This is a genomic window from Maribellus maritimus, assembly GCF_022267315.1.
In the GTDB taxonomy this organism is placed as follows: Bacteria; Bacteroidota; Bacteroidia; order Bacteroidales; family Prolixibacteraceae; genus Draconibacterium; species Draconibacterium maritimum.
Genome location: NZ_JAIKLE010000023.1, coordinates 27203 through 47402 on the forward strand (window position 1 = coordinate 27203; position 20200 = coordinate 47402).

Annotated in this window: 18 protein-coding genes; 3 read left to right on the plus strand and 15 right to left on the minus strand. The window is 39.7% G+C overall.

Translation table 11 applies throughout. The features are described from left to right. Nucleotides 1–109 precede the first annotated feature (109 nt). The 3 genes from K5G00_RS18940 to K5G00_RS18950 are packed head-to-tail and all read left to right on the plus strand — an operon-like array spanning nucleotide 110 to nucleotide 3604. Nucleotides 110–1771 (plus strand): BCCT family transporter, encoded by a 1662-nt coding sequence (locus K5G00_RS18940; protein ID WP_238767762.1) that lies wholly within the window; start codon nucleotides 110–112, stop codon nucleotides 1769–1771. Nucleotides 1772–1789: 18 nt separating this feature from the next. After that, nucleotides 1790–2719 (plus strand): universal stress protein, encoded by a 930-nt coding sequence (locus K5G00_RS18945; protein WP_238767763.1) that lies wholly within the window; start codon nucleotides 1790–1792, stop codon nucleotides 2717–2719. A 3-nt stretch (nucleotides 2720–2722) separates the two neighbouring features. After that, nucleotides 2723–3604: a glycine betaine ABC transporter substrate-binding protein gene (locus tag K5G00_RS18950; RefSeq protein ID WP_238767764.1), complete on the plus strand. Its 882-nt coding sequence runs from the start codon at nucleotides 2723–2725 to the stop codon at nucleotides 3602–3604. A gap of 82 nt (nucleotides 3605–3686) precedes the next feature. On the opposite strand, the gene K5G00_RS18955 is transcribed toward K5G00_RS18950, so the two are convergent. The 15 genes from K5G00_RS18955 to K5G00_RS19025 form a co-directional block, all read right to left on the minus strand. Then, the gene (locus K5G00_RS18955) at nucleotides 3687–4352 is read right to left on the minus strand and encodes an NAD(P)-binding oxidoreductase (RefSeq protein WP_238767765.1); all 666 of its coding nucleotides are present in this window, start codon (nucleotides 4350–4352) and stop codon (nucleotides 3687–3689) included. A gap of 142 nt (nucleotides 4353–4494) precedes the next feature. Beyond that, nucleotides 4495–4707, minus strand: a complete 213-nt coding sequence (locus tag K5G00_RS18960) for a hypothetical protein (RefSeq protein ID WP_238767766.1) — start codon at nucleotides 4705–4707, stop codon at nucleotides 4495–4497. Nucleotides 4708–4741: 34 nt separating this feature from the next. Further along, nucleotides 4742–5902, minus strand: coding sequence for an MFS transporter (locus K5G00_RS18965; RefSeq protein ID WP_238767767.1), 1161 nt, complete (start codon nucleotides 5900–5902; stop codon nucleotides 4742–4744). Between the two features lie 49 nt (nucleotides 5903–5951). Further along, nucleotides 5952–6626: a hypothetical protein gene (locus K5G00_RS18970; RefSeq protein WP_238767768.1), complete on the minus strand. Its 675-nt coding sequence runs from the start codon at nucleotides 6624–6626 to the stop codon at nucleotides 5952–5954. Nucleotides 6627–6702: 76 nt separating this feature from the next. Further along, complete coding sequence (locus K5G00_RS18975) at nucleotides 6703–7308, minus strand: FMN-dependent NADH-azoreductase (RefSeq protein WP_238767769.1); 606 nt, start codon at nucleotides 7306–7308, stop codon at nucleotides 6703–6705. 248 nt (nucleotides 7309–7556) lie between these two features. Further along, on the minus strand, nucleotides 7557–8195 hold the full coding sequence (locus K5G00_RS18980) for a Crp/Fnr family transcriptional regulator (protein ID WP_238767770.1): 639 nt from the start codon (nucleotides 8193–8195) through the stop codon (nucleotides 7557–7559). Between the two features lie 457 nt (nucleotides 8196–8652). Next, entirely contained in the window at nucleotides 8653–10248 is a 1596-nt protein-coding gene (locus K5G00_RS18985; RefSeq protein ID WP_238767771.1) for a sulfatase family protein, read from the minus strand. Beyond that, nucleotides 10232–11740, minus strand: coding sequence for an FGGY-family carbohydrate kinase (locus K5G00_RS18990; RefSeq protein WP_238767772.1), 1509 nt, complete (start codon nucleotides 11738–11740; stop codon nucleotides 10232–10234). Before K5G00_RS18990 ends, K5G00_RS18985 begins: the two co-directional genes overlap by 17 nt. A gap of 117 nt (nucleotides 11741–11857) precedes the next feature. Continuing rightward, the gene (locus K5G00_RS18995; protein ID WP_238767773.1) at nucleotides 11858–12619 is read right to left on the minus strand and encodes an SDR family NAD(P)-dependent oxidoreductase; all 762 of its coding nucleotides are present in this window, start codon (nucleotides 12617–12619) and stop codon (nucleotides 11858–11860) included. Nucleotides 12620–12760: 141 nt separating this feature from the next. Then, nucleotides 12761–13798 carry an alcohol dehydrogenase catalytic domain-containing protein gene (locus K5G00_RS19000; protein ID WP_238767774.1) on the minus strand — a complete coding sequence of 346 codons (1038 nt, stop codon included), beginning with the start codon at nucleotides 13796–13798 and terminating at the stop codon, nucleotides 12761–12763. A 6-nt stretch (nucleotides 13799–13804) separates the two neighbouring features. Beyond that, complete coding sequence (deoC, locus tag K5G00_RS19005; protein ID WP_238767775.1) at nucleotides 13805–14485, minus strand: deoxyribose-phosphate aldolase; 681 nt, start codon at nucleotides 14483–14485, stop codon at nucleotides 13805–13807. A gap of 18 nt (nucleotides 14486–14503) precedes the next feature. Then, nucleotides 14504–15274 (minus strand): SDR family NAD(P)-dependent oxidoreductase, encoded by a 771-nt coding sequence (locus K5G00_RS19010; protein ID WP_238767776.1) that lies wholly within the window; start codon nucleotides 15272–15274, stop codon nucleotides 14504–14506. Nucleotides 15275–15291: 17 nt separating this feature from the next. Continuing rightward, a complete protein-coding gene (locus tag K5G00_RS19015) occupies nucleotides 15292–16344 on the minus strand; it encodes an NHL repeat-containing protein (RefSeq protein ID WP_238767777.1) in 1053 nt (350 codons plus the stop codon). A gap of 59 nt (nucleotides 16345–16403) precedes the next feature. Continuing rightward, nucleotides 16404–17840, minus strand: coding sequence for an alpha-L-fucosidase (locus tag K5G00_RS19020; protein WP_238767778.1), 1437 nt, complete (start codon nucleotides 17838–17840; stop codon nucleotides 16404–16406). Nucleotides 17841–17876: 36 nt separating this feature from the next. Continuing rightward, nucleotides 17877–20168, minus strand: a complete 2292-nt coding sequence (locus K5G00_RS19025; protein WP_238767779.1) for an FAD-dependent oxidoreductase — start codon at nucleotides 20166–20168, stop codon at nucleotides 17877–17879. Nucleotides 20169–20200 lie beyond the last annotated feature (32 nt).

Below are 20200 nucleotides of genomic sequence, written 5' to 3' on the forward strand. Positions count from 1 at the left end.
CCTTAACTGGTCGATTATTGGGGCTTTACAAACATAAAATCCAAAGGCCGGCTATGACATAGTTGCAAAGCTAAATGACAATCAAGCTTGTATCAATTAAAAAAAGATTATGGCAAAAAATGAAAAAGCACATCACGACGGAGAGGATCACTTAGTTAGTACCAACAAATATTTCGATGTTGACGGGCCTGTATTTTGGCCCGCAGCAATACTAATCGTCCTTTTTATTGCAATCACCCTAATTGTTGGTGAACCGATGAACAAGATCTTTTCAGCAATTCAAACATCGATTTCAAACTATGGTGGATGGTTTTTTATCGTCAGCGTCAATGTATTCCTCTTTTTTGTGCTTTTTATTGCATTTAGCAAATTCGGAAAAATAAAACTGGGAGGAAGTAAAGCCAAGCCTGAATTTTCAAAAGGAGCATGGTTTGCTATGCTTTTCAGTGCAGGGATGGGAATTGGAATCTTATTTTGGAGTGTTGGCGAACCCATTAATCATTTCATAAGTCCCCCTGGCGGAGAACCACGCACAACAGAAGCTGCCCGTTTGTCGATGGAAGTTACTTTTTTACATTGGGGATTACACGCGTGGGGAATTTATGCGCTGGTCGGAATGTCGCTGGCTTTTTTTACTTTTAACAAAAAACTACCCCTTACCATCAGTTCCATTTTTTATCCGTTACTGGGAAACAAAATTTATGGTCCCTGGGGAAAAGCCATTAATGTTTTGGCGGTAGTAGCCACGCTTTTTGGTCTAGCTACGTCTCTCGGGATGGGCGTGCAACAAGTAAGTGCCGGATTAGCACACCTTTTTAACATGCCCGACACCCTTACTTCTCAGGTCATTCTTATTACGCTTATTACGCTGGCAGCAACAGCATCAGTGGTAGCCGGTCTGAGCAGTGGTGTTAAACGCTTAAGTGAAATAAACATCATAATCGGAGCCATATTTCTTCTTTTTATGATCATTGTGGGCCCTACTCTCTTCATTTTGGATTCTTTTATTCAAAACATTGGTGGATACATTCAAAACTTCTTTGAATTATCAACCTGGACTGAAACGTATCAGCAATCTGACTGGCAAAACGACTGGACTGTTTTTTACTGGGCCTGGTGGGTCAGCTGGTCACCTTTTGTTGGGATGTTTATTGCCCGTATCTCCAGAGGAAGAACCTTAAAAGAATTCGTATTGGGAGTCCTAATTGTTCCTACCCTGCTTACTTTTTTATGGCTTTCTACATTTGGTGGCAGTGCCATGTTCCTGGAACTAAACTCAATGGCCGATATAGCCGGAGCCGTATCCGATAATATTGCCACGTCATTATATGTGTTGCTGGAACAATTTCCGATATCAGCAGTAACTTCTACTGTCGGAGTGATTTTGGTAACCAGCTTTTTTATTACATCATCTGACTCGGGGTCTCTGGTAGTAGATTCACTAACTGCTGGCGGAAAATTGGACGCACCGGTTCCGCAACGTATTTTTTGGGCATTGACAGAAGGCGCTGTTGCCGCAGTATTATTAGTTGGCGGAGGGCTCGGAGCATTGCAAACAGCTGCAATTTCAACCGGATTACCCTTTGTCATTATTTTACTGATTTTAGTTTGGAGCCTGTTAAAAGGATTGCGAGAAGAACACGAGGGATTAATGGAGATAAAACTAGAAAAAGAACGTAAAGAATATGCGGATACAATTTCCAAAATGCTCCAAAAGCGGGGAAAAATACAATCCACAACTAAAACACCAACAGATAAAGAAAAACTATAAACGTTTAAAAGTATAGCTATGTATCAGTTAAATCATATTTTGGTCTGCCTGGACTTAACAGAAATGGACGATTCCCTCATACGTTATGCCGGTTTTTTGGTTAATAAAATAAAACCGGAACGTATAACATTCCTGCATATCATGAGCCCGTACGATATTCCAAAAGAAATTCTGGAAGCTTTTCCTGAACTTGAAGAACCAATTCCCGATATTATTCGGGATGAACTTCAGGAAAAAATCAACAATCAGTTCCAGCCTGATATTACGATTCAAATTGATACTGTAGTAAGAGAAGGTTATCCGGTAGAAAGCATTGTTAAATATTCTCAAAAAAACGACGTTACCCTTACCCTAATGGGGAAGAAAATCGGGTACGATGGGCATGGCAGTATTGTCCGGAAAATTTTGGGTATCATTCCTTCTTCCGTATTATTGGTCAGCGAGACGGTTCACGAGCAAATAGAAAATCTTTTGGTAAGAATGGATTTCTCAAAAGCCAGCGAAATGGCTTTACAAATGGCTTTTCGGATAAAAGAATTAACCGGCGCAAATGTCGCATGTCATCATATCCATAAGCTACCCATGACTTACTTCCCTCAAAGCCAGCCTGAAAACGACAAAAAACTACAGCAATATGTTGAAAAAATAAGCAACAAAGAGTTTCAGAAATTTTTGAAACGTTACAAACACGAGAGCGATAAAATTCCCTTTTCTTATTCACTGGATGTAGAAAATGAAGAAGCTCAGATTTTATACCGATGTGCACTGACAACAGGAGCAGATATGATTGTAATTGGTTCTATTGTAAGATCCGAACTTGCTGATATTCTTATTGATTCCACATCAGAAAAACTGGCAGCTTCGGATAAAAATATCCCGGTTCTTATCGTCAATGATCGGAAACAATCCATGGGATTTTTAAAAACAATATTTCAAAAAAACAGTTAGAAAATGATACGATATTCTTCAAAAATCAGATTAATCTTTTTGATTCTATTGATAACACTTTTTAATTCTTGTAATACAGAGACCAGCAGAGAAGCTGAACGCAAACTAGAGATTGTCTATACAGATTGGTCGGAAAGTATAGCGATCACTTATCTGTCTTATGTACTGCTTGAAGAAAAAATGGATTACACGGTTATTCTGAAATTAACGGATGTAGAATCAGCTTACCGTGAAGTTGCAGAAGGTGAAGCCGATATTTTTACAGATGCCTGGTTACCGGAAACACACAAAACATACATCGATGAATACAGAGATGAAATTGAAATGGTTGGAATCACTTATCCTGAAGCACGCACAGGTCTTGTTGTTCCTGCTTACAGCAGTATGAACTCGATTTCTGACCTTAAAAACTATAACCAACCGATCGTTGGAATTGATGCCGGTGCCGGTATAATGCAAAAAACAAAAACCGCAATTCAAGCCTATTCCTTACCCAATTCGTTACTTGAACTTTCAGAGGAAAAAATGCTCGAACAACTGGCTGATTCCATTCAGCGAAGAAAAGAAATTGTAATAACCGGATGGGAACCCCACTGGATATTTGCGCGCTACGATTTAAAATTTTTAGATGATGTGCAGAATATTTTTGGGCAGAAAGAAAAAATTTACACAATTGCACATAAAAATCTGGAAGAGAGCCATCCGAATGCCGTTCGCTTTTTCGAACGGATGCAGTTGTCTGAAAAACAACTAAACAGCCTTGTTTACGAGATAAAAATAAGCGAAGATCCTGTAAATGGTGCTAAAAAGTGGATAGAACAAAATGAATACGTGGTAAACCAATGGCTAAAAAACCTGACCCTTGAACGCAAGAAAATCATGTAAAACAGGGTAAATGCAAATATACTGCTGATGAAAATTCCCTGTTTTAAACACGAGATCAAGTTATTTCAAGGCTGTTTTTATTCTAACTTTTACCGAACACCTTTAGCAAAGCATTTGCAATACTTAACTCTCCGCTGCTCATTTCTAAAATTTTTCCATAGGAATCCTTGTCTTTCAGAACTGCCAAAATTGTTTCTGCTACCGCCACCCTTGGTATCTCGCGCTCCAGTTGGTTCGGATCGTTTGTAATTCTAACTTCTCCTGCTTCAGGTTCATCGGTCAGACGCACAGGCCTCAAAATAGTATAATCCAATTCGCTTTCAGAGAGTTCTTTATCAGCATAGTGTTTAGCAATGTAATAGGGTTTAATGCTCGAACGCTCCCAATATGGTCTGTCGTCTGCATGAGCAGCACTCACCATAATAAAACGTTTTATATTATTTTCTTTAGCTGCATTAATGGCTTTTATCGCTCCATCTAAATCTATTTCAAGCGTTTTGTCGTATCCTGTTTTACCGCCGGAACCTGCTGTAAAAACTACAGCATCAAAATCTTTTATAACCTTGCCAAGCTCCTTTTTGGAATTCTCCAAGCTGCTAACAATGGCCGGAACTCCCAATTCGTTGAAAAAAGCACGCTGTTCCTCTTTTCGAATAAATACTGTGGCTTGGTATTTTTCTGAAACACTTATCTTTTTTGAAAGGATTCGTCCGATTTTTCCGTTTGCTCCAATAATTAAAACTTTCATGCTACATCATTTTATTGATATTCTTTTCATAAAAAACACATCACTAATCAATATGTTTTTCCAACTTTAAAAGGTAAACAATGAAAGTTAAAAGCAAATAAAATACCTGAAAAAAAATTGGATAAGGTAAAAACTGAAATAATCAGCTTTTACTTTTGTTTCTTTTTTGCAGCAATAAATAGCCGACTATTCCCATAAACCCTCCCATAAATCCGCTAATTGCACCACTAATTCCGTTTCCAAAAGCATGATCCATCAGAGTTTCAGGCACTGGTGTCATTAAATAGCTCATTATAAAACTCATTATAAATCCCATTACACCACCGATAATTCCTTGTTTTATAAAGTTTTTCATCTCTATCTGATCTTAAATAAAAGTGATTTTGTAATTAGTTATTATTTATCCGTTTCTGAATAATAAAATACACAATGGATAAAATCGCTAATGCAACTGCCAGTACAATAAAGCTTGCACTGATACCAACCATATTCTGGATGGGTTGAATGATTATTGGAGAAAAAAACATACCTAAAAAAGTAGCCGTAGTTAAAAAGCCAACATATTTCCCCCGAACCTGAAAAGGAACCAAATTAATCATCCATAAATTTCCGTTGGGAATTAAAATACCTACGCCGAGACCGCTGATTAAAACTCCTGCAATTGTTTGCAAGTAGGTTTGGCTAAGTCCGATTACCAAAAAACCAATTGCCATTGGAATGAATCCCAAACTATATATGCTTGTAAAATCGAACTTCTTTTTCACCCTCTTGTAATAGAAAGAAGCAATGGCCTGAGCAAACGGAAGGCTGCCAAGTGCCAGTCCCATTTTATTTCCGTTAATACTGTCCAGCTTTTGCAGAAAAAAAGGCAGCTGAACAGGAATCATGTAAAAACTAACGGTAGTAATAAAAGCGCTTATAAAAACCAGCCAAACAACGGGAGAAACAGATGTACCGTTTTGCATATTAACGGTGTTTTTCTCTACTGCTATTTTTGGCTCGTGTAAGGCAAATGGTACCAAAACCAGAACAACCGCTGAAAAGCCGTAAATTAAAAAGGCCAGTCTCCAGTTGATATCAGTGAGTACACCAGCGGCTGTAATAAATATGAGTCCTCCGAGCGCAACAAATGCTCCCTGTAATCCCATAAAGTGCTCGCGTTTGGCCCCGGTAAAATAATCGCCAATCAAAGTGGTTGAAACAGTCATGATTCCTGCAACACCAAGTCCGAAGACAACTCGTCCCACCAAAATCGGAAAAAGATTGCCGAGCCAGTAACCTGATGTTCCGGCCAGCAGATAAATTAACAGTGAAATATACAATACTTTAATTCTTCCGATTTTATCCAACAGCCGCCCCGCCAACGGAGCAACAAGAGCAATGGTAAGTGCCGGAAGTGTTAACATTAACTTGGTCAATATTTCAACATTTCTTACGTCCTCAAAAGTTCTGCTAATCAGCGGTAATGACGGAGCAATAATGGCATTGGCCAAAATAGTCAGCATACTCGCCAGCAACAAAGTAACCTCAAGCAATTTTGTATTTCTCATTCTTGTTTTCCGCTAATTTGGAACATTGTTAAACAGAACAACAAAAACGCTATTTCAGGACGGTGCTTATGAAAATTCCCCATTGCTGATCTTCTATTTTCGTAGGTCCGTAACAGTCGTAATTAAAAGCCGCTCCAAATGAAAACGATTTGTAGCTTAGCCCCAAACGACTGTATAAAAAGCTGCGATCGTGTTTGCTAATCTCGGTATTTTGACTGTAAATTCCCTGAATATGTGTGTATAACGACCATGCGCCCTTTATTGGCGGCCGGTACTCAACGATTGCCAACGATTCAAAATTTTGAGTTTCGGTAAGGTGAAAACCTGAATTAATTACTCCCATAAAATTCTTGCTGTGATAAGCATATTGAGCTCCGGCATACGGCCTGAATCCCCAATGTGAATTAAATACTGCTCCCGAAAGCAGGCTCACACCTTTAAACAAATCGTATTTCAGAAATGCCAGGTTAATCGATTCTCTTAAAAATTCAGCATTGTCGTAATCTGCTTTCAAATACGACAAACCGAAAAATCCAAACTTACTGCCTGCAGCAAGTTTTTTATCAATAATTAACTGAGAGGTCCAGCCATCCGTTCCCAGAAAAATTTCCAAAGGTATAGGCGCCGATTGTTGAGCCGGTGCCTCAGCAGGCTGGGCCTTAACCAAATTCGAAGTAAAAATAACAACCGTAAAAAGTAGTATTCCAACAATATTTTTTTTCATAGTTATTCTCTCAAAATTGACAATTGTGCTTAAAATTGATATGCAATGACCGAGGTATTTCTCAATAAAGTCCGGTTTAGAATGCCAGTGCCAGTTCCTCTGCTTTTTCGATTGCAGAATGTAAAATTTGCTCTGCATCTTCTGTTATAACATCAAGACGATCGGCCGCAACAGTCGTGAAGTCAGTAATTCCCATGAACCTGAAAATATTACGAAGGTATTTGTCAGCCATCTCAAGCGACTCCATTGGTTCTGATGAGTAGTCTCCTCCGCGGGTGATAATATTTACCGCCTTTTTATTCTGACACATTCCGACCGGCCCGTTTTCAGTATAAGTAAAAGTAATGCCCCCCACTGCAACATAATCAATGTAAGCTTTCAGAATGGCAGGAATTCCAAGATTCCAGATGGGTTCAGAGATGATGTATTTATCAGCTTCCCGAAACTGATAGGCATATTTTAAAATAGGATGATCTTTACCATATTCTCCGGTTATGTTGCGCAATTCCTGCAACTTTCCTTTAGGCAAAAACTGCAGGTTCTCTTCATATAAATCAAGTACTGTAATTTCATCTTCGGGATGTATTTCCATGTACTTATGAATTAAACTATCTGAAATACGAAATGTCCTTGATTCTCCTTCCGGTTTCGCATTGGCTTTAATATACAATACTTTGCTCATTGTTATTCATTTAAATTGTTTAATAACACTAAATCAGTCACTTAATTCCTGATTCCTCTTTCTTCTTCTCTATAAGCCGATTACAAGCGAATCATTCAGGGTATAAAACCCCAACTAAAGCATGCTGATCTGGCTCTGTTACAAGTCGATTTTTCTAGTCTTTAAGCCAATCGATATCGAATAATAAAAAGACTGTGATGCAAATGTATTGTCCCGGGATTAGAATCCTTTTTACAAATGTTAAAAAGTTATTTTTTGGATCTGATCCGGCTTAACTGGACTTGCGAAATGCCCAAATAACCGGCTGTGTCGCCCAGACTTATACGCTGTTGAAGGTGACCGTATTCCTTTATAAATTTTGCGTAACGTTCTGTGGCATCAAGATAGAGCAGGCCTTTCAGATTTGAAATAGCGGTGTAGGCAACTATGGAAACAAATTTTCGTGCAAAACTTTCAAACGAATGGTATTTCTGACAAAGACGTTCAAAATCATCATATTCCAAATGGCTGATTACCGTCTCTTCCAGAGCAAGTGTTGAATATTCGGCTGGCAAGTCATTGAAGAAACTGTCGGTTGCAATAAAAAAGTTGTTTTCTTCAAAAAATCTAAGTACAAATTGATTTCCATCGTGGTAGTAAAAATGTTTAACCAGGCCTGATTCAACAAAAAACAGTTGTTTATTAACTCTCCCCTCTGTATGAATTAAAATTCCTTTATCATATACTTTGGTCTGAATACATTTCACCAATTCCTCTAAAGCTTCAACTGATAAGGGTGAAATATCATTGACCTTCTTTAATAAATCACTCATCTCCCATTCATTTACTTCAAAAATAATAGAACTTGTTATAATATCGAAATCTAAGATTTCCCATATCCCTATCATTTTGTCAACTACATTTGAATGTCATCATTTCCTCCGGTCTGTATCTGTCAAATAAATTAAAACAGGAGCAGCTAAAAGACCGATAAGCCATTCAGTGACAAAAGGAACCTTGAAATAAAGCAGACACTAACAAATATATAAACAACAGGATATTAATTTTACTTTTTATATTTCTCACAGCTGCAATTTACAAATGCTATTTATACCAGATTTTTGACGAGTAGAGATATAACCAAAGTTAATAATAATTGGATTTACGAGTTTCAAGACTAAAAGTAGATCTCTCATACCGTTTTTACAGCAAGTTGTGTTTCCCAAAATTCCGTTTATATCATTTGGTATCAACCGAGGAGAATCTACTTATATACAAATTCCGGTTGTGTTTGCAGACAATTTTTTAAATACACGTCTGATAAAAATCGCGTAAAAGTGTTACAAATAAGAACCTTCTTAATTTTTAATGCCCGCTCTTGATCCACCCTATTTGTGGCCAGCTGCCAACTTCATCGTTTTTTTGTGGTTTGCCGGGTGTGCTTCTTCCACGAACAATATAACCTGTTAGCAAAGCTTTTAATTCTTCAACCTTATCCGGAAAATCATTCACCAAATTTGTTCTTTCTGAAGGATCATCCTTCAAGTTAAACAACTGGTACTCCGGCAATCCTTTCAGTTCCTTTTCTGTCTTTGGGAAGCTCCAACCACCGGAACCGGGCCATAAAACCAGTTTCCAGTCTCCTTTCCTTATCGCAAATCTTCCATCGATAGAATGATTCACAATGGCCTCCCGAATCGGGCTTTTATAATTTTCACCGGTTAAAACGGGCAAAAAGCTGTAACTGTCTTCAGCAGCATTTTCAGGCAAAGTGAAATCCACAATATCGGCAACTGTTGCCATTAAATCGGTGGTACAGATTATCTCATCTGACTTGCGGCCAGGCTTTACTTTTTGCGGCCATTTCACCACAAATGGTACTCGGTGGCCACCTTCATAAATATCCGCCTTATGCCCTCTGAATATATAACTTGGATTGTGATCGACCGTCTTAAGTTCTGCAAAATTTGCTTTGGGAGAACAACCATTATCAGATGTAAATATTATAACAGTGTTGTTGCCGATTCCGCTTTTATCAATCGCCTCAGTAATTCTTCTGACAACGTCATCAACCTGTAAAACAAAATCGCCGTAAAAGTTCGTATTACTTTTGCCTAAAAATTCAGTTGAAGGAAGTATTGGCGTATGTGGTGCAGGTAAAGCAAAGTATAAAAAGAATGGTTGATTGTTTTGTGCCTGTTCATTAATATATTGAACAGATTTATCGGTAAGGTGCGACAATACCTCAGTATGTTTGAAATCGGAACCCGTTAATCCTTTTCTCCAGAAACCTTTGTCATCAACACAAACGGTGGTATCAGTCGGGATTGATGTAGGCATACCATTTTCCACGTATACATAGGGTGGCATATCTAACGAACCGGAAAAACCGTAAGAGTAACTAAATCCCCTCTCATTGGGTCCGTTTTTAATGGCCTTGCCAAAGTCAACTTCAGGATCTTTCCCGGAACCAAGTGGCCCTGATTGCCAATCTTCAGACTTTATGATATTCCAGTCCCAGCCCAAGTGCCACTTCCCAATAAACGCTGTATGGTAATTATTTTTTTGCAGCAATTCTTCCACGGTTAATCTGTCTGCGGCTATCAATGCTTTAGAATAGCCCGACAAAACACTTCTTTTTAGCGTAGACCTCCAATTGTATCTTCCGGTTAAAATACCGTAGCGGGTTGGTGTACAAACTGCTGAACTGGTATGGGCATCCGTGAACAAGACCCCTTCGTTTGCAAGTTTATCAATCGCAGGTGTGTGCAATTTCGAATTCTCATTTAAACAGGAAACATCGCCATATCCCAAATCATCGGCCAAAATGTAAATGATATTAGGATAAACAGACTTTTCCTTTAACGCGTTATCCGTCTTTTTGCAGCCCGCAATAAAAATTATCAATAAAAAAATATTCACATATTTCATCTTTCCAGTTCCTTTAAGTTGGCAAGTCATTATTTTTTAGCGGGAAACTACGAATTATATTCTGATAAACATAAAATTTCTCCTGATAGATTTCATGAATTATCATGTTGGGTTCATAAATGTGCTCAATTCTGACCATACTTTGAATTCCTTCATTAAAATCTCTATAAACTCCGGTACACACAGCAGCGGCAATGGCCGCTCCTAAGGCACCCAATTGTATTCCTGCCGGAATTTCGACAGGGATACCAATCGCATCGGCAAACATTTGCATCCAAACCTCACTTTGAGTAGCACCGCCGGTACAGCGGATAACATCCGGTGGGTTACGAAAATTCAGCAATCGTTCAATGTGTGTTCTATGCGAAAATACAATTCCCTCGTAAACTGCCCTGATTAGATGGGCCCGCTTGTGCCTGCCTTCCAGTCCGTAAAAAGTTGCCGGGATATTTTTCCCTGTATTATTCCCGTAAAGAAAAGGTAAAAAGATAACACCGGATGATTCAGGTGAAACGGAACACACCTGTTTGTTTAACCATTCAAAAAAACGGCTTCCATGTCGTTTTTTCTCATCCTGAAGAAAAGTATCAATAAACCAGTCAAGATTCCCTGCGGATGTAGGGCTACCTTCCAGCATCAGGTACCATCCGGGGATGGCATATATACTGGACATAAACAAATCCTTGTCGATAAGAGGATTCTTTGCAATATACTGGTTATTTCCCCAGGTACCTGCCACCAGCGACATCTGGTTTTCATCTGCAATACCTGATGCCAGTGCACATGCGTCAATATCAAACATTCCTCCGGCGACAGGAGTCCCAGCCTTTAGCCCGGTTTGAACCGCTGCTTTTTGCGTAACATTCCCTGCCGGTTCGGAAGAATCAATTAGGGGGGGCAACACATCTTCCATTTCTTCTAATCCAAATAATCTCAGGATATGATTATCATAACTCCTTTTAGTAACACTCATCAGACTTGTCCCTGACATATCGGTAATTTCAGCAAAAAATTCACCAGTCAGTTTCATTCGGATAAAATCTTTCGCCATCAATACAAATTTTGCTTTATTTAACGATTCCGGCTCATGTTCTTTAAGCCATGCCAGAATAGCATTTGGTTGTCCGGGCCACAGGCTTTGTGTTGTATAAGGCAAAACCAATTTATCAATACCTGATTTTTTCCAGCTTTCAACATATTTTTGAGCTCTGGTATCGGTTGAATTAATGGCATTTCGTACCGGCATTCCATTCCCGTCAACGAGGTATAACCCGTTTCCATGCCCTGTACAGGCAACTCCAAGTACCTGTTCTGATTTTATCGCAGAAAGGCTTAGAACTTCTCTGATAACTTCGCAGGTATCTTTCCACATTTTTTCGGCATCGCGTTCATTCCAGCCGTGGAATAACTGCAGAATCTCCACTTTTCGGGTGGCCACTGCAACTTCATTTCCTTCGGTGTCAAACACTGCGGCTTTTGTAACCGTTCCCCCGTTATCTATTCCTAACAAATACCCTTTCATAAAATCTCATTTTGTAATTGAACAGAAAACTAAAAAATACCTGTAATAACTGAAGAAGTATCATCAGTCAAACCTTAATGTAAATAGAATTGAATATCATAAAAAATTTTATTCGGATTAACGCATCATCATCCCACCACTGGCATCAATGGTTGCTCCGGTTATATAACTGGCTGCATCAGATGCCAGGAAAACAGCTATCCGGGCAATTTCTTCCGGTTCTGCAATCCGGTATAGAGGTATTCGTTCCAGGTACTTTTCTTTTTTCTTTTCCCAGGTTTCAGCAACCATTTCGGTACGCACCAGACCGGGAGCGACTGCGTTTACCCTAATTCCCTGTTTTGCAACTTCGCGAGCCAGCCCAATGGTAAATGAGACCATTGCTCCTTTGCTGCTATCGTAAGGCAAATGTCCGCTGGTTGAACCGCGAAAAGCAGCCTGGGAGGCAATATTAACGACAACACCTTTTTTGTTTCCGGACTGCCATTCTTTTATCAATTCACGACTGGCCAAAAAGGTGCCCCGCATATTAATGGCAAAAGTTTTATCCCATTCTTCCGAAGTGTAAGACGCTATTGGTCCGGACGGGCAATAGGCAGCATTATTGACAAGAATATCAACCGTGCCAAGCTCTTTTTCAGCAGATGCTATCATGTCCAGAACTTCCTGTTCACAAGACATGTCCGCTTTAACTGCGATGGCACCCACCTGGTATTTCTCTTTTATTTTGGCTACTGTTTCTTCTGCCAACTCCCTGTTTCGCAAATAGTTTACAACTACTTTTGCTCCTTCTTCAGCAAATGCCAGACAAATGGCTTTGCCTATGCCCCTGCTCCCTCCGGTTACCAACACAACTTTATCTTTTAAATTCAATTTCATCTGTATAAATTTTAAATTCAAATTTGACGAAGGGAACTGCTCCATCCGTCGCTCTTACATAAAATTTATTCATCCTTTTTGTGTGATTTCTGAGTGAAAAATTTCATGTTCGTTTTAGAATTTGTTTTTATGCATATAAATTCATGGCTTTAACACAACCCTCAATGCTTCGCCTCTCTCCATCAGTTCAAATGCATCTTTTATATTATTAAGTCCTAATATATGCGTAACCAGCTTTCCGGCAGGAAAACGGGGAGATGAAAGCATATTAACAGCGCGCTTTACATGTTCAGCCGTTGAGTCGCTGCTACCTGTAAGGCGGATTTCATTGTAATGGATTAACCGGCTATCGATATTTAAACTGCTTTTTCCTTTAGGAAGTGAGGCAAACAAACATACGGTTCCCTGTTTCCTGACCAGCTCCAGTGATTCTTCCTGAGGAGCTGCCGCCGGAGCTGCTACAATGACTACATCAGCGCCACAGCCATCCGTCTCTTCCTCTATTATCTCCTTCAGATTTTCATTGGCAGGATTAATGATACGGTCGATATCAAATAAACGGGCCTGTTCAAGCCGCGGTTCGGATAATTCGGTCATAAAAATTTTTGAAGCGCCAAATTCGCGGGCTGCCAAAGCATTGAGAATGGCCATCGGGCCGGCCCCCATGATCAGCACAAAATCGTCTTTACGGATATTACTTTGACTCACCGAATTCACTGCACAACTTAGGGGCTCAGCAAGTGCAGCGTACTCCGCCTTGATATCTTTGGGAACTTTTATCAAATGCCCGTTTGCGATGGCTTTTTGAGGTATAACTACATATTCCGCCATGCCCCCGTTATATACAAACCCCATTGGTGCAAGGTTTATACACAGATTGGTCAGGCCTTTTTTACAATACAGACATTTCCCGCAACTAATGCTGGTAGCCATTACAATACGATCGCCTTCCTCAAAACCGGAAATCCTTTCAGGCATTCTCTCAATAATCCCCGTAAACTCATGCCCCATCGTTATCGGAGGCTTCATTCTGGGATTTCCAACCCGAAAAGTTTTAAGATCGGATCCACAAACGGCACAGGCATCTACTTTAACACGTATTTCTCCAGGGTTACAATCCGGCACAGGAATTTCTTCAACCCGCACATCTCCGGGAGCATAGAACCTTACTGCTTTCATACTGATTTAATAATTACCGTTTGCAACACTTCCTTCCAAAACAGCTTTTGTAGAACCAACCCCCAAACGATCGGCTCCCTGCTCCAGGTAACCGACTGCGGTATCCCAACTGCGAATCCCGCCTGAAGGTTTAATTTTCATTTTATCACCCACTGTTTTTATCATTACATCAATGATTTCAGGGGTGGCTGAACCTGCTCCAAATCCGGTTGAAGTTTTTACAAAATCCGCTCCTGCCTGGTAAGATAACTCACATGCCTTGGCTACCTGTTCCAGGGTAAGATAACCGCTTTCCTGTATCACTTTCACCAGTACACCTTTTTTGTGAGCTGTTTCAACCACTGCTTTTATATCATTCAAAATATAGTCATAATCTCCTGACAAAAATTTACCGATATTCATAACCATGTCAATTTCGTCCACACCTTCTTTTATGGCCTGAGCTGCCTGAAAGGCTTTTACACCGGAAGTATCAGCTCCATGGGGAAAACTCAGCACACAAGAGACTTTAACATCACTTCCGGCCAATAACTCTTTTGCATATTTTACATCGCAGGGGCGAACACACATGCTGTAAACTCCGTAATCCTTGCACATTTCTGCATGTTCTCTAATATCTGAATCCGTAAATTCAGGTTTCAGTACAGCATGATCTATTGTCTTAGCAACTTGTTCTTTTGTATACATAATTTTCTTATTTTTAAATTAATGCATTTCCCGTCCACCGGTAACATTTATTGCCTGGCCCGTCATATAATCAGATCCTTCTGATGCCAGGAAAACAGCTACTGATGTTACGTCTTTAACGGATGCCAGGCGGCCTAATGGTATCTTAGCGGTGAATTTATTTACTACATCCTCACGCGGCAAATTCATATCGCGAATATATCCCTCGGAACAGGTATCCCAAACTCCTGTATTATCAGTTATTCCAGGGCAAAGACAGTTAACATTTATCTGAAAGGACGCAAGTTCAAATGCCAGGGCCTGAGTAAAGGAAATAATAGCTCCTTTGGCAGCGCAGTAGTGACTCATTAAAGCAGAGCCGGTTTTGCCGGATTTGGATGAAAAGTTGATGATTTTTCCTTTCTTTTTTTCTTTGAATACCGGGACAACATATTTGGTGAAAAAGAAGGTCCCTTTGCAGTTCACTGCAAACATCTGGTCCCAGGCAGCTTCGGTGATGTCCTCCACCGGAGTGGTGCCAATAATTCCGGCAACATTCACTAAAATATCAATGGTTCCATATTCCTGCAACGTCTTTGCTACAACGGCTTTAACCTGTTTTTCGCTGGTTACATCAGCTGACTGTCCTTTACACTCCAACTCTGAGGCAACCGCCTGAACTGCATCATGTTTTAAATCGGTAATAAACAACCTGGCGCCGCTTTCTTTTAATTCTTTGGCAATACTTTTGCCTATGGCTCCGGCTGCACCTGTTACCAGCGCCACTTTCCCTTCAAATTCTATTTGCATAATGATTTCTTTTAAACTTATTTCAGCTTTATTACACTCAGGGTATAGGGAGCATCAAATGCTGAATTTTTCAAGCCTGGAAAAGGCATATCGAAATTGGCAATAATCATTTCATCTCCCCTGATTAGAATTTCACAAGGCTGGTCCATGCCTCCGTCTGCCCCATTTGTATCGTCATTTTCACTTAAAGTACCTACCTTGCCTTCCATTGTAACAGTGCGAACGGCATTTTTTTCGGAATCGGCCACATAAATCAGGTTTGTTTCGGCGTCGTAAAAAATACCATCAACACAGGTCATTTTTTTATCCTGAACAAATATCTCGTTTGATTTAACCGTTCCGTTTCCATTAAATGTTATTTTAGACATCACTCCGTTACCAAAATTACCGGTATACAGATTGCCTTCTGAATCAATGGTCATACCATCAGCACCTGCCCAATCTCCACGGTTTGTAAAAGCTGTTTTAAAATCAGCAATCAAATGCTTATCCGCTTTCCCCGGTTTTATTTTTACTGGTTCCCGATTCATTTCTTCAAGTGTAAAGCGGTAAATTCCACTGGTACTTTCGTCTCCATCCTGATTAAGGCGTGTTTCGCTTACAAAACAGTCGTTTCCTTTCCAAATCACAGCGTTTGCCAGGTTCATTCCTTCAACAACTATTTCGCTTTTCACAGGTTTGCCGTCTTTGAAAACAATCCTAATTAAGCGTGATTTATGATCGGTATCGTAGAAATACTGGTTATCGGCAATGTATAAGTTGCCGTCCGGACCAAAATCGAGCCCCATGGGACAAGCCATTTTCGTTTCAGGGTGCGCCGGCGTGGCATAAAAAATCGAAAGTTCGTTTTGGGGATTGATTTTCATAACCAGTCCCGGAAACGCAGGATTGTTAAAATTTGGACAGGAAAGGAAAATGTTCCCGTCATCTCCAAGCGTCATCCCGTCGGGAGTATTACAATACTCCGGTAAATCAAGAAATAACTCTGCCTTTTTTTGTGCCTGAGAAGTACAGGATACAACTGAAAAAAGACTTACCACTATAATTGTATAAAATTTAAATCGTTTCATTTTTTATTATTTATTATGAATACTTAATGTAGTTTCTAAAACCTACTGCAAATCATTGATTACTCTATAACGCAACCCGGCAAAAGAGAAAACTTGATAACATAAGCATGTTTCCCTGAAATATCACCTGAAAAATTGATCTTTACATTGGTTCCATCCTGTTTCCATTTTGGATTAAAATGGTTTCCGAGTAAACTTAGCTCTGTGTCTTTTTCAAGAACTATATTCCTAAATACTTCCTCATATTCAGGAATTTCGAACATAATCAGATACAATTCATCTCCCTTTTTTGTAAAGCGGTATTCTTTCCCGGAGACGGTTTCCCCGAAGTAAACCTGCCATGTTTTTGTATCATAAATAGCTTCCCCGTTAATTTTCATCCACTCACCCAATTCTTTCAGGCGATCTAACTGAATAGCCGGAATTGTCCCATCGGGTTTCGGCCCCACATTGATTAAGAGGTTACCATTTTTACTGACCACATCTATCAACAGGTGAATTAAATCGGTAGAACTCAGTGTATGGGCATCCTCTTCAAACTGATTGTAACCAAAAGAATAACCTAATCCACGGCAACTTTCCCATTTATCCTCCTGTATCGATTCGAATTTACTGTATTCGGGAGTACTGAAATCAGATAACCCAGATGCCCCCCAACGATTGTTGATAACGCCTTCTGGAATAAGGTTATAATAGTCGGCAACAATGCCTGAAATATTTCCTTGATCTGGATAATAAATATCGCCCCATAAAACCGATGGCTGATACTTTTCGATTAGCTCGCGAAGATGAGCATCCGCTATATTGGCATATTCCAATGAATGTGGCATTGAAACTTTTATATCGCGCATTCCTAAAATAGGAGTACGGTTAAAAGTCCAGTCTAGCCCGCCAGAATAGTAAAGTCCCATTTTCATACCTTTATCCCTCACGGCTTTCGTCAATTCTCCAACAATATCGCGTGATACGGACTCTGCTTTCTCTGTTATGTTGTTGTTGTTTACACGCGAGGGCCAAAGCGTATATCCATCATGATGTTTAGAGGTTAACACCACATACCTTGCACCTGTATTTTTAAAAATCTCAGCCATTTCTTCCGGCTTCCAAGCGGCAAGTTCCTTATTGAAAGTTTCGGAGAATCTATAGTAATTAAAATCCAGCCCGTAATGATTCTTGTGGTATTCATAAGTTGGGGAACCTTTTATACGCAGGGTATTAAGGTACCATTCAGCATAAGCATTATTCATAAACCAATCACGGGGATCTTTATTCATTACATCGGTTATAGTCCCTTTTGTTGGAGCAAAAGCAGGAACAGAATACAATCCCCAGTGGATGAAGATGCCCAATTTGGCATCGTTAAACCATTGAGGGGATTTGTGTTGTTTAAGCTGATTTAAATCGTTAAAATAGATAACCTGAGAGGTGTCAACAGATTGTGATTTAGCTGACAAAACACAAAGCGTCAGCACAAAAAATGTCAATTTTTTCCACATAAAAACTTAGATTAATTAATGAGCACTTACCGAATATTATTTATCCTTTATTACACTGATATTCGATATCGATTTTGTACGTACATTGTCGGTGTAGTATACTGCTATTTTTTTATCTTTTGATATTTCAAATACAGGAATACCATTTCCTGATTGCCCGTGTCCCAGCCAGTTACAGACCAAAATATTGCCGTTGGACAGGACATCGATACCTGCCAGCCAGTTCATTTTTATTTCAGGAAAATCTTTTTTGGACACTCGCCAAACTACATTTCCCTTTGAGTCTAACTCTCTGACAGAACATGCTGAACCATCACAAATTATGGTATTTCCGGTATCCAAACGAACCGCTTCGAAACATTTGCCGGGAGAATTGAATGTTCTTAATAATTTACCGTTTTTATTGTATTCAGCCACCAGATTGTCTCCTTCCTGGCAAACCAGATAGTTATCATTTTTAAGCTGGCGTGCCATTCGAATAGCATCGTGCCCGCGTTTATCTGTTTTTAGTTGAATTTTTTTTCTTACATTTCCCTCATTGTCAACTTCCACGAGGCTAGCATCTTTATTGATCCCAATTAAAGTATGCCCGTTATTTAGCCGCTGACAAGTATGAATTTCGCCCTCTGTTTCAAAGTTGAAAATTACTTTTTTTTGCTTTGTTACCTCCATTACACCACCGCGCCCGTTTTTTCCATGATGATAAGTAAAAAGAACATTACCATTAGGGAGGTTCCAGATATCCTGACAATTGGATGCGGGGTAACTCCATTCAATCTCTCCTGTGGTGGATATGTGATAAATAGAATCATTACCATTATCACTGCATAAAAAGCTATATTCTTTTTTACCGATTGTTTGATTTATTGGTAACGGATCGGCATCCAATATTTCTTTGGGGCGCAATTTCAGGTTCATTTCTGCCTGGACTCTTTCTACAGGAATATTCCAAACGGGCCTATCCAAATTCACACATAGCCAGGCTGCAAAGCCCGCAGCGTGTCCTAAACTCATCATTGTTCGTGACAACCGGCAACTAGAGGCTGCAATATGGCTAAATCCCGCCCCGCGGCATGCAATAAGCACATTGTCCCAACCAACCGGCAACATACAACGGTAAGGGACACCGTATGCTTCCTTCAATATCTTTAAGTTACTGGTCTTCCCGTGTATGTCCATTGGATGATCTGCTACTGTAACAATATCAGGGTGATTTTGCCCGGAAAGACCGGCGAGCAAATCATGTTGAGTCAATACATATTCACATACAGTTCTGTAGCTTTCCCGGATACCAAGCATTGGAGCATAACTATCAAATTCATAATCCTTAAAGTGTGGGTATGTACGAAGTTTTGCCCAATGTTTATCCACCTGTTTACATCCATATGAATAAACACTATCTCTTTCCCGGTTAAGGAAAAGGTCGCCTTCAATTATTCCAAGAGGGTTGACAGTAATTTTTTGTTGTTCGCCAACCGGCCCCGTTGTATGTGCAACTACATTATATTTAAAGTCGTCGGGCGTTCCACGGTTTTCTTTTTTTAATCCTTTTGATGGTTTTATCTGATAGCACAACGACAATGCATTCAGCGAATGGGTTCCCTGTTCTGGTGCCGACGGCTCTCCAAAACGCGATTGGGATTCTTCACCAAGCATCATTTCGCAACCAATATCCCTGCAAAAAAAGGCTCCTCCTGTACAATCGATAAATACTTTTGCATTTATAATATATTTCTCTCCGGTAGTTGAAATTGCTTCAATACTTTTTACCTGTGAATTCTCCGTTATTGCATTGGTGAATTTCGTGTTAAGTAATAAACGACAATTCCCGGTCTCGCCTAACATTTGCCGAACTGTTTTATCAAATTTATCGACATCGAAGACAACATTTGAACATTGCAAGTTTACGTTGAGATCAGAGCGTCGTAATGAATGGCTATAATTCAATTTATCATCCGTTAAAAAGATACCATAAGGCTCGTCACTTTGGTAAGCGTGAACTTGCTTACAAACTCCAACTGCATTCTCTATTTCCGACAAACGATTAAATATTTCCTGCGAGAAAGAACATCCGGGCCCCGGCTCCCAACTGTTCACATAGGCCTGCGTACTGGTACCTCCTACTTTGTCTTGTTTCTCCACTACAACAACTTTGGCACCCGCTCTGGAAGCAGCCAGAGCAGCACCAATTCCTGAACTACCTGCGCCAATTACACAGACATCAGTACTGAATTTTATTGTTTTGTCATTGCTACTGTATAAATTATGGATATTAAATACAGCAATTAAAAACACGGCGAAACACTTTATGCTGAATATATTATTCATTCTTAAGCTCCTTTCGAAATTTGTAATTATTT

Bases quoted from the DNA above. Each gene is read 5' to 3' on its own strand.
- K5G00_RS19000 (WP_238767774.1), bottom strand. From the start codon at position 13,798: ATGAAAGCAGTAAGGTTCTATGCTCCCGGAGATGTGCGGGTTGAAGAA.
- K5G00_RS19025 (WP_238767779.1), bottom strand. From the start codon at position 20,168: ATGAATAATATATTCAGCATAAAGTGTTTCGCCGTGTTTTTAATTGCT.
- K5G00_RS18940 (WP_238767762.1), top strand. From the start codon at position 110: ATGGCAAAAAATGAAAAAGCACATCACGACGGAGAGGATCACTTAGTT.
- K5G00_RS19010 (WP_238767776.1), bottom strand. From the start codon at position 15,274: ATGCAAATAGAATTTGAAGGGAAAGTGGCGCTGGTAACAGGTGCAGCC.
- K5G00_RS18995 (WP_238767773.1), bottom strand. From the start codon at position 12,619: ATGAAATTGAATTTAAAAGATAAAGTTGTGTTGGTAACCGGAGGGAGC.
- K5G00_RS18945 (WP_238767763.1), top strand. From the start codon at position 1,790: ATGTATCAGTTAAATCATATTTTGGTCTGCCTGGACTTAACAGAAATG.
- K5G00_RS18980 (WP_238767770.1), bottom strand. From the start codon at position 8,195: ATGATAGGGATATGGGAAATCTTAGATTTCGATATTATAACAAGTTCT.
- K5G00_RS19020 (WP_238767778.1), bottom strand. From the start codon at position 17,840: ATGTGGAAAAAATTGACATTTTTTGTGCTGACGCTTTGTGTTTTGTCA.
- K5G00_RS18965 (WP_238767767.1), bottom strand. From the start codon at position 5,902: ATGAGAAATACAAAATTGCTTGAGGTTACTTTGTTGCTGGCGAGTATG.
- K5G00_RS18955 (WP_238767765.1), bottom strand. From the start codon at position 4,352: ATGAAAGTTTTAATTATTGGAGCAAACGGAAAAATCGGACGAATCCTT.
- K5G00_RS18970 (WP_238767768.1), bottom strand. From the start codon at position 6,626: ATGAAAAAAAATATTGTTGGAATACTACTTTTTACGGTTGTTATTTTT.
- K5G00_RS18985 (WP_238767771.1), bottom strand. From the start codon at position 10,248: ATGACTTGCCAACTTAAAGGAACTGGAAAGATGAAATATGTGAATATT.
- deoC (WP_238767775.1), bottom strand. From the start codon at position 14,485: ATGTATACAAAAGAACAAGTTGCTAAGACAATAGATCATGCTGTACTG.
- K5G00_RS18990 (WP_238767772.1), bottom strand. From the start codon at position 11,740: ATGAAAGGGTATTTGTTAGGAATAGATAACGGGGGAACGGTTACAAAA.
- K5G00_RS19015 (WP_238767777.1), bottom strand. From the start codon at position 16,344: ATGAAACGATTTAAATTTTATACAATTATAGTGGTAAGTCTTTTTTCA.
- K5G00_RS18960 (WP_238767766.1), bottom strand. From the start codon at position 4,707: ATGAAAAACTTTATAAAACAAGGAATTATCGGTGGTGTAATGGGATTT.
- K5G00_RS18975 (WP_238767769.1), bottom strand. From the start codon at position 7,308: ATGAGCAAAGTATTGTATATTAAAGCCAATGCGAAACCGGAAGGAGAA.
- K5G00_RS18950 (WP_238767764.1), top strand. From the start codon at position 2,723: ATGATACGATATTCTTCAAAAATCAGATTAATCTTTTTGATTCTATTG.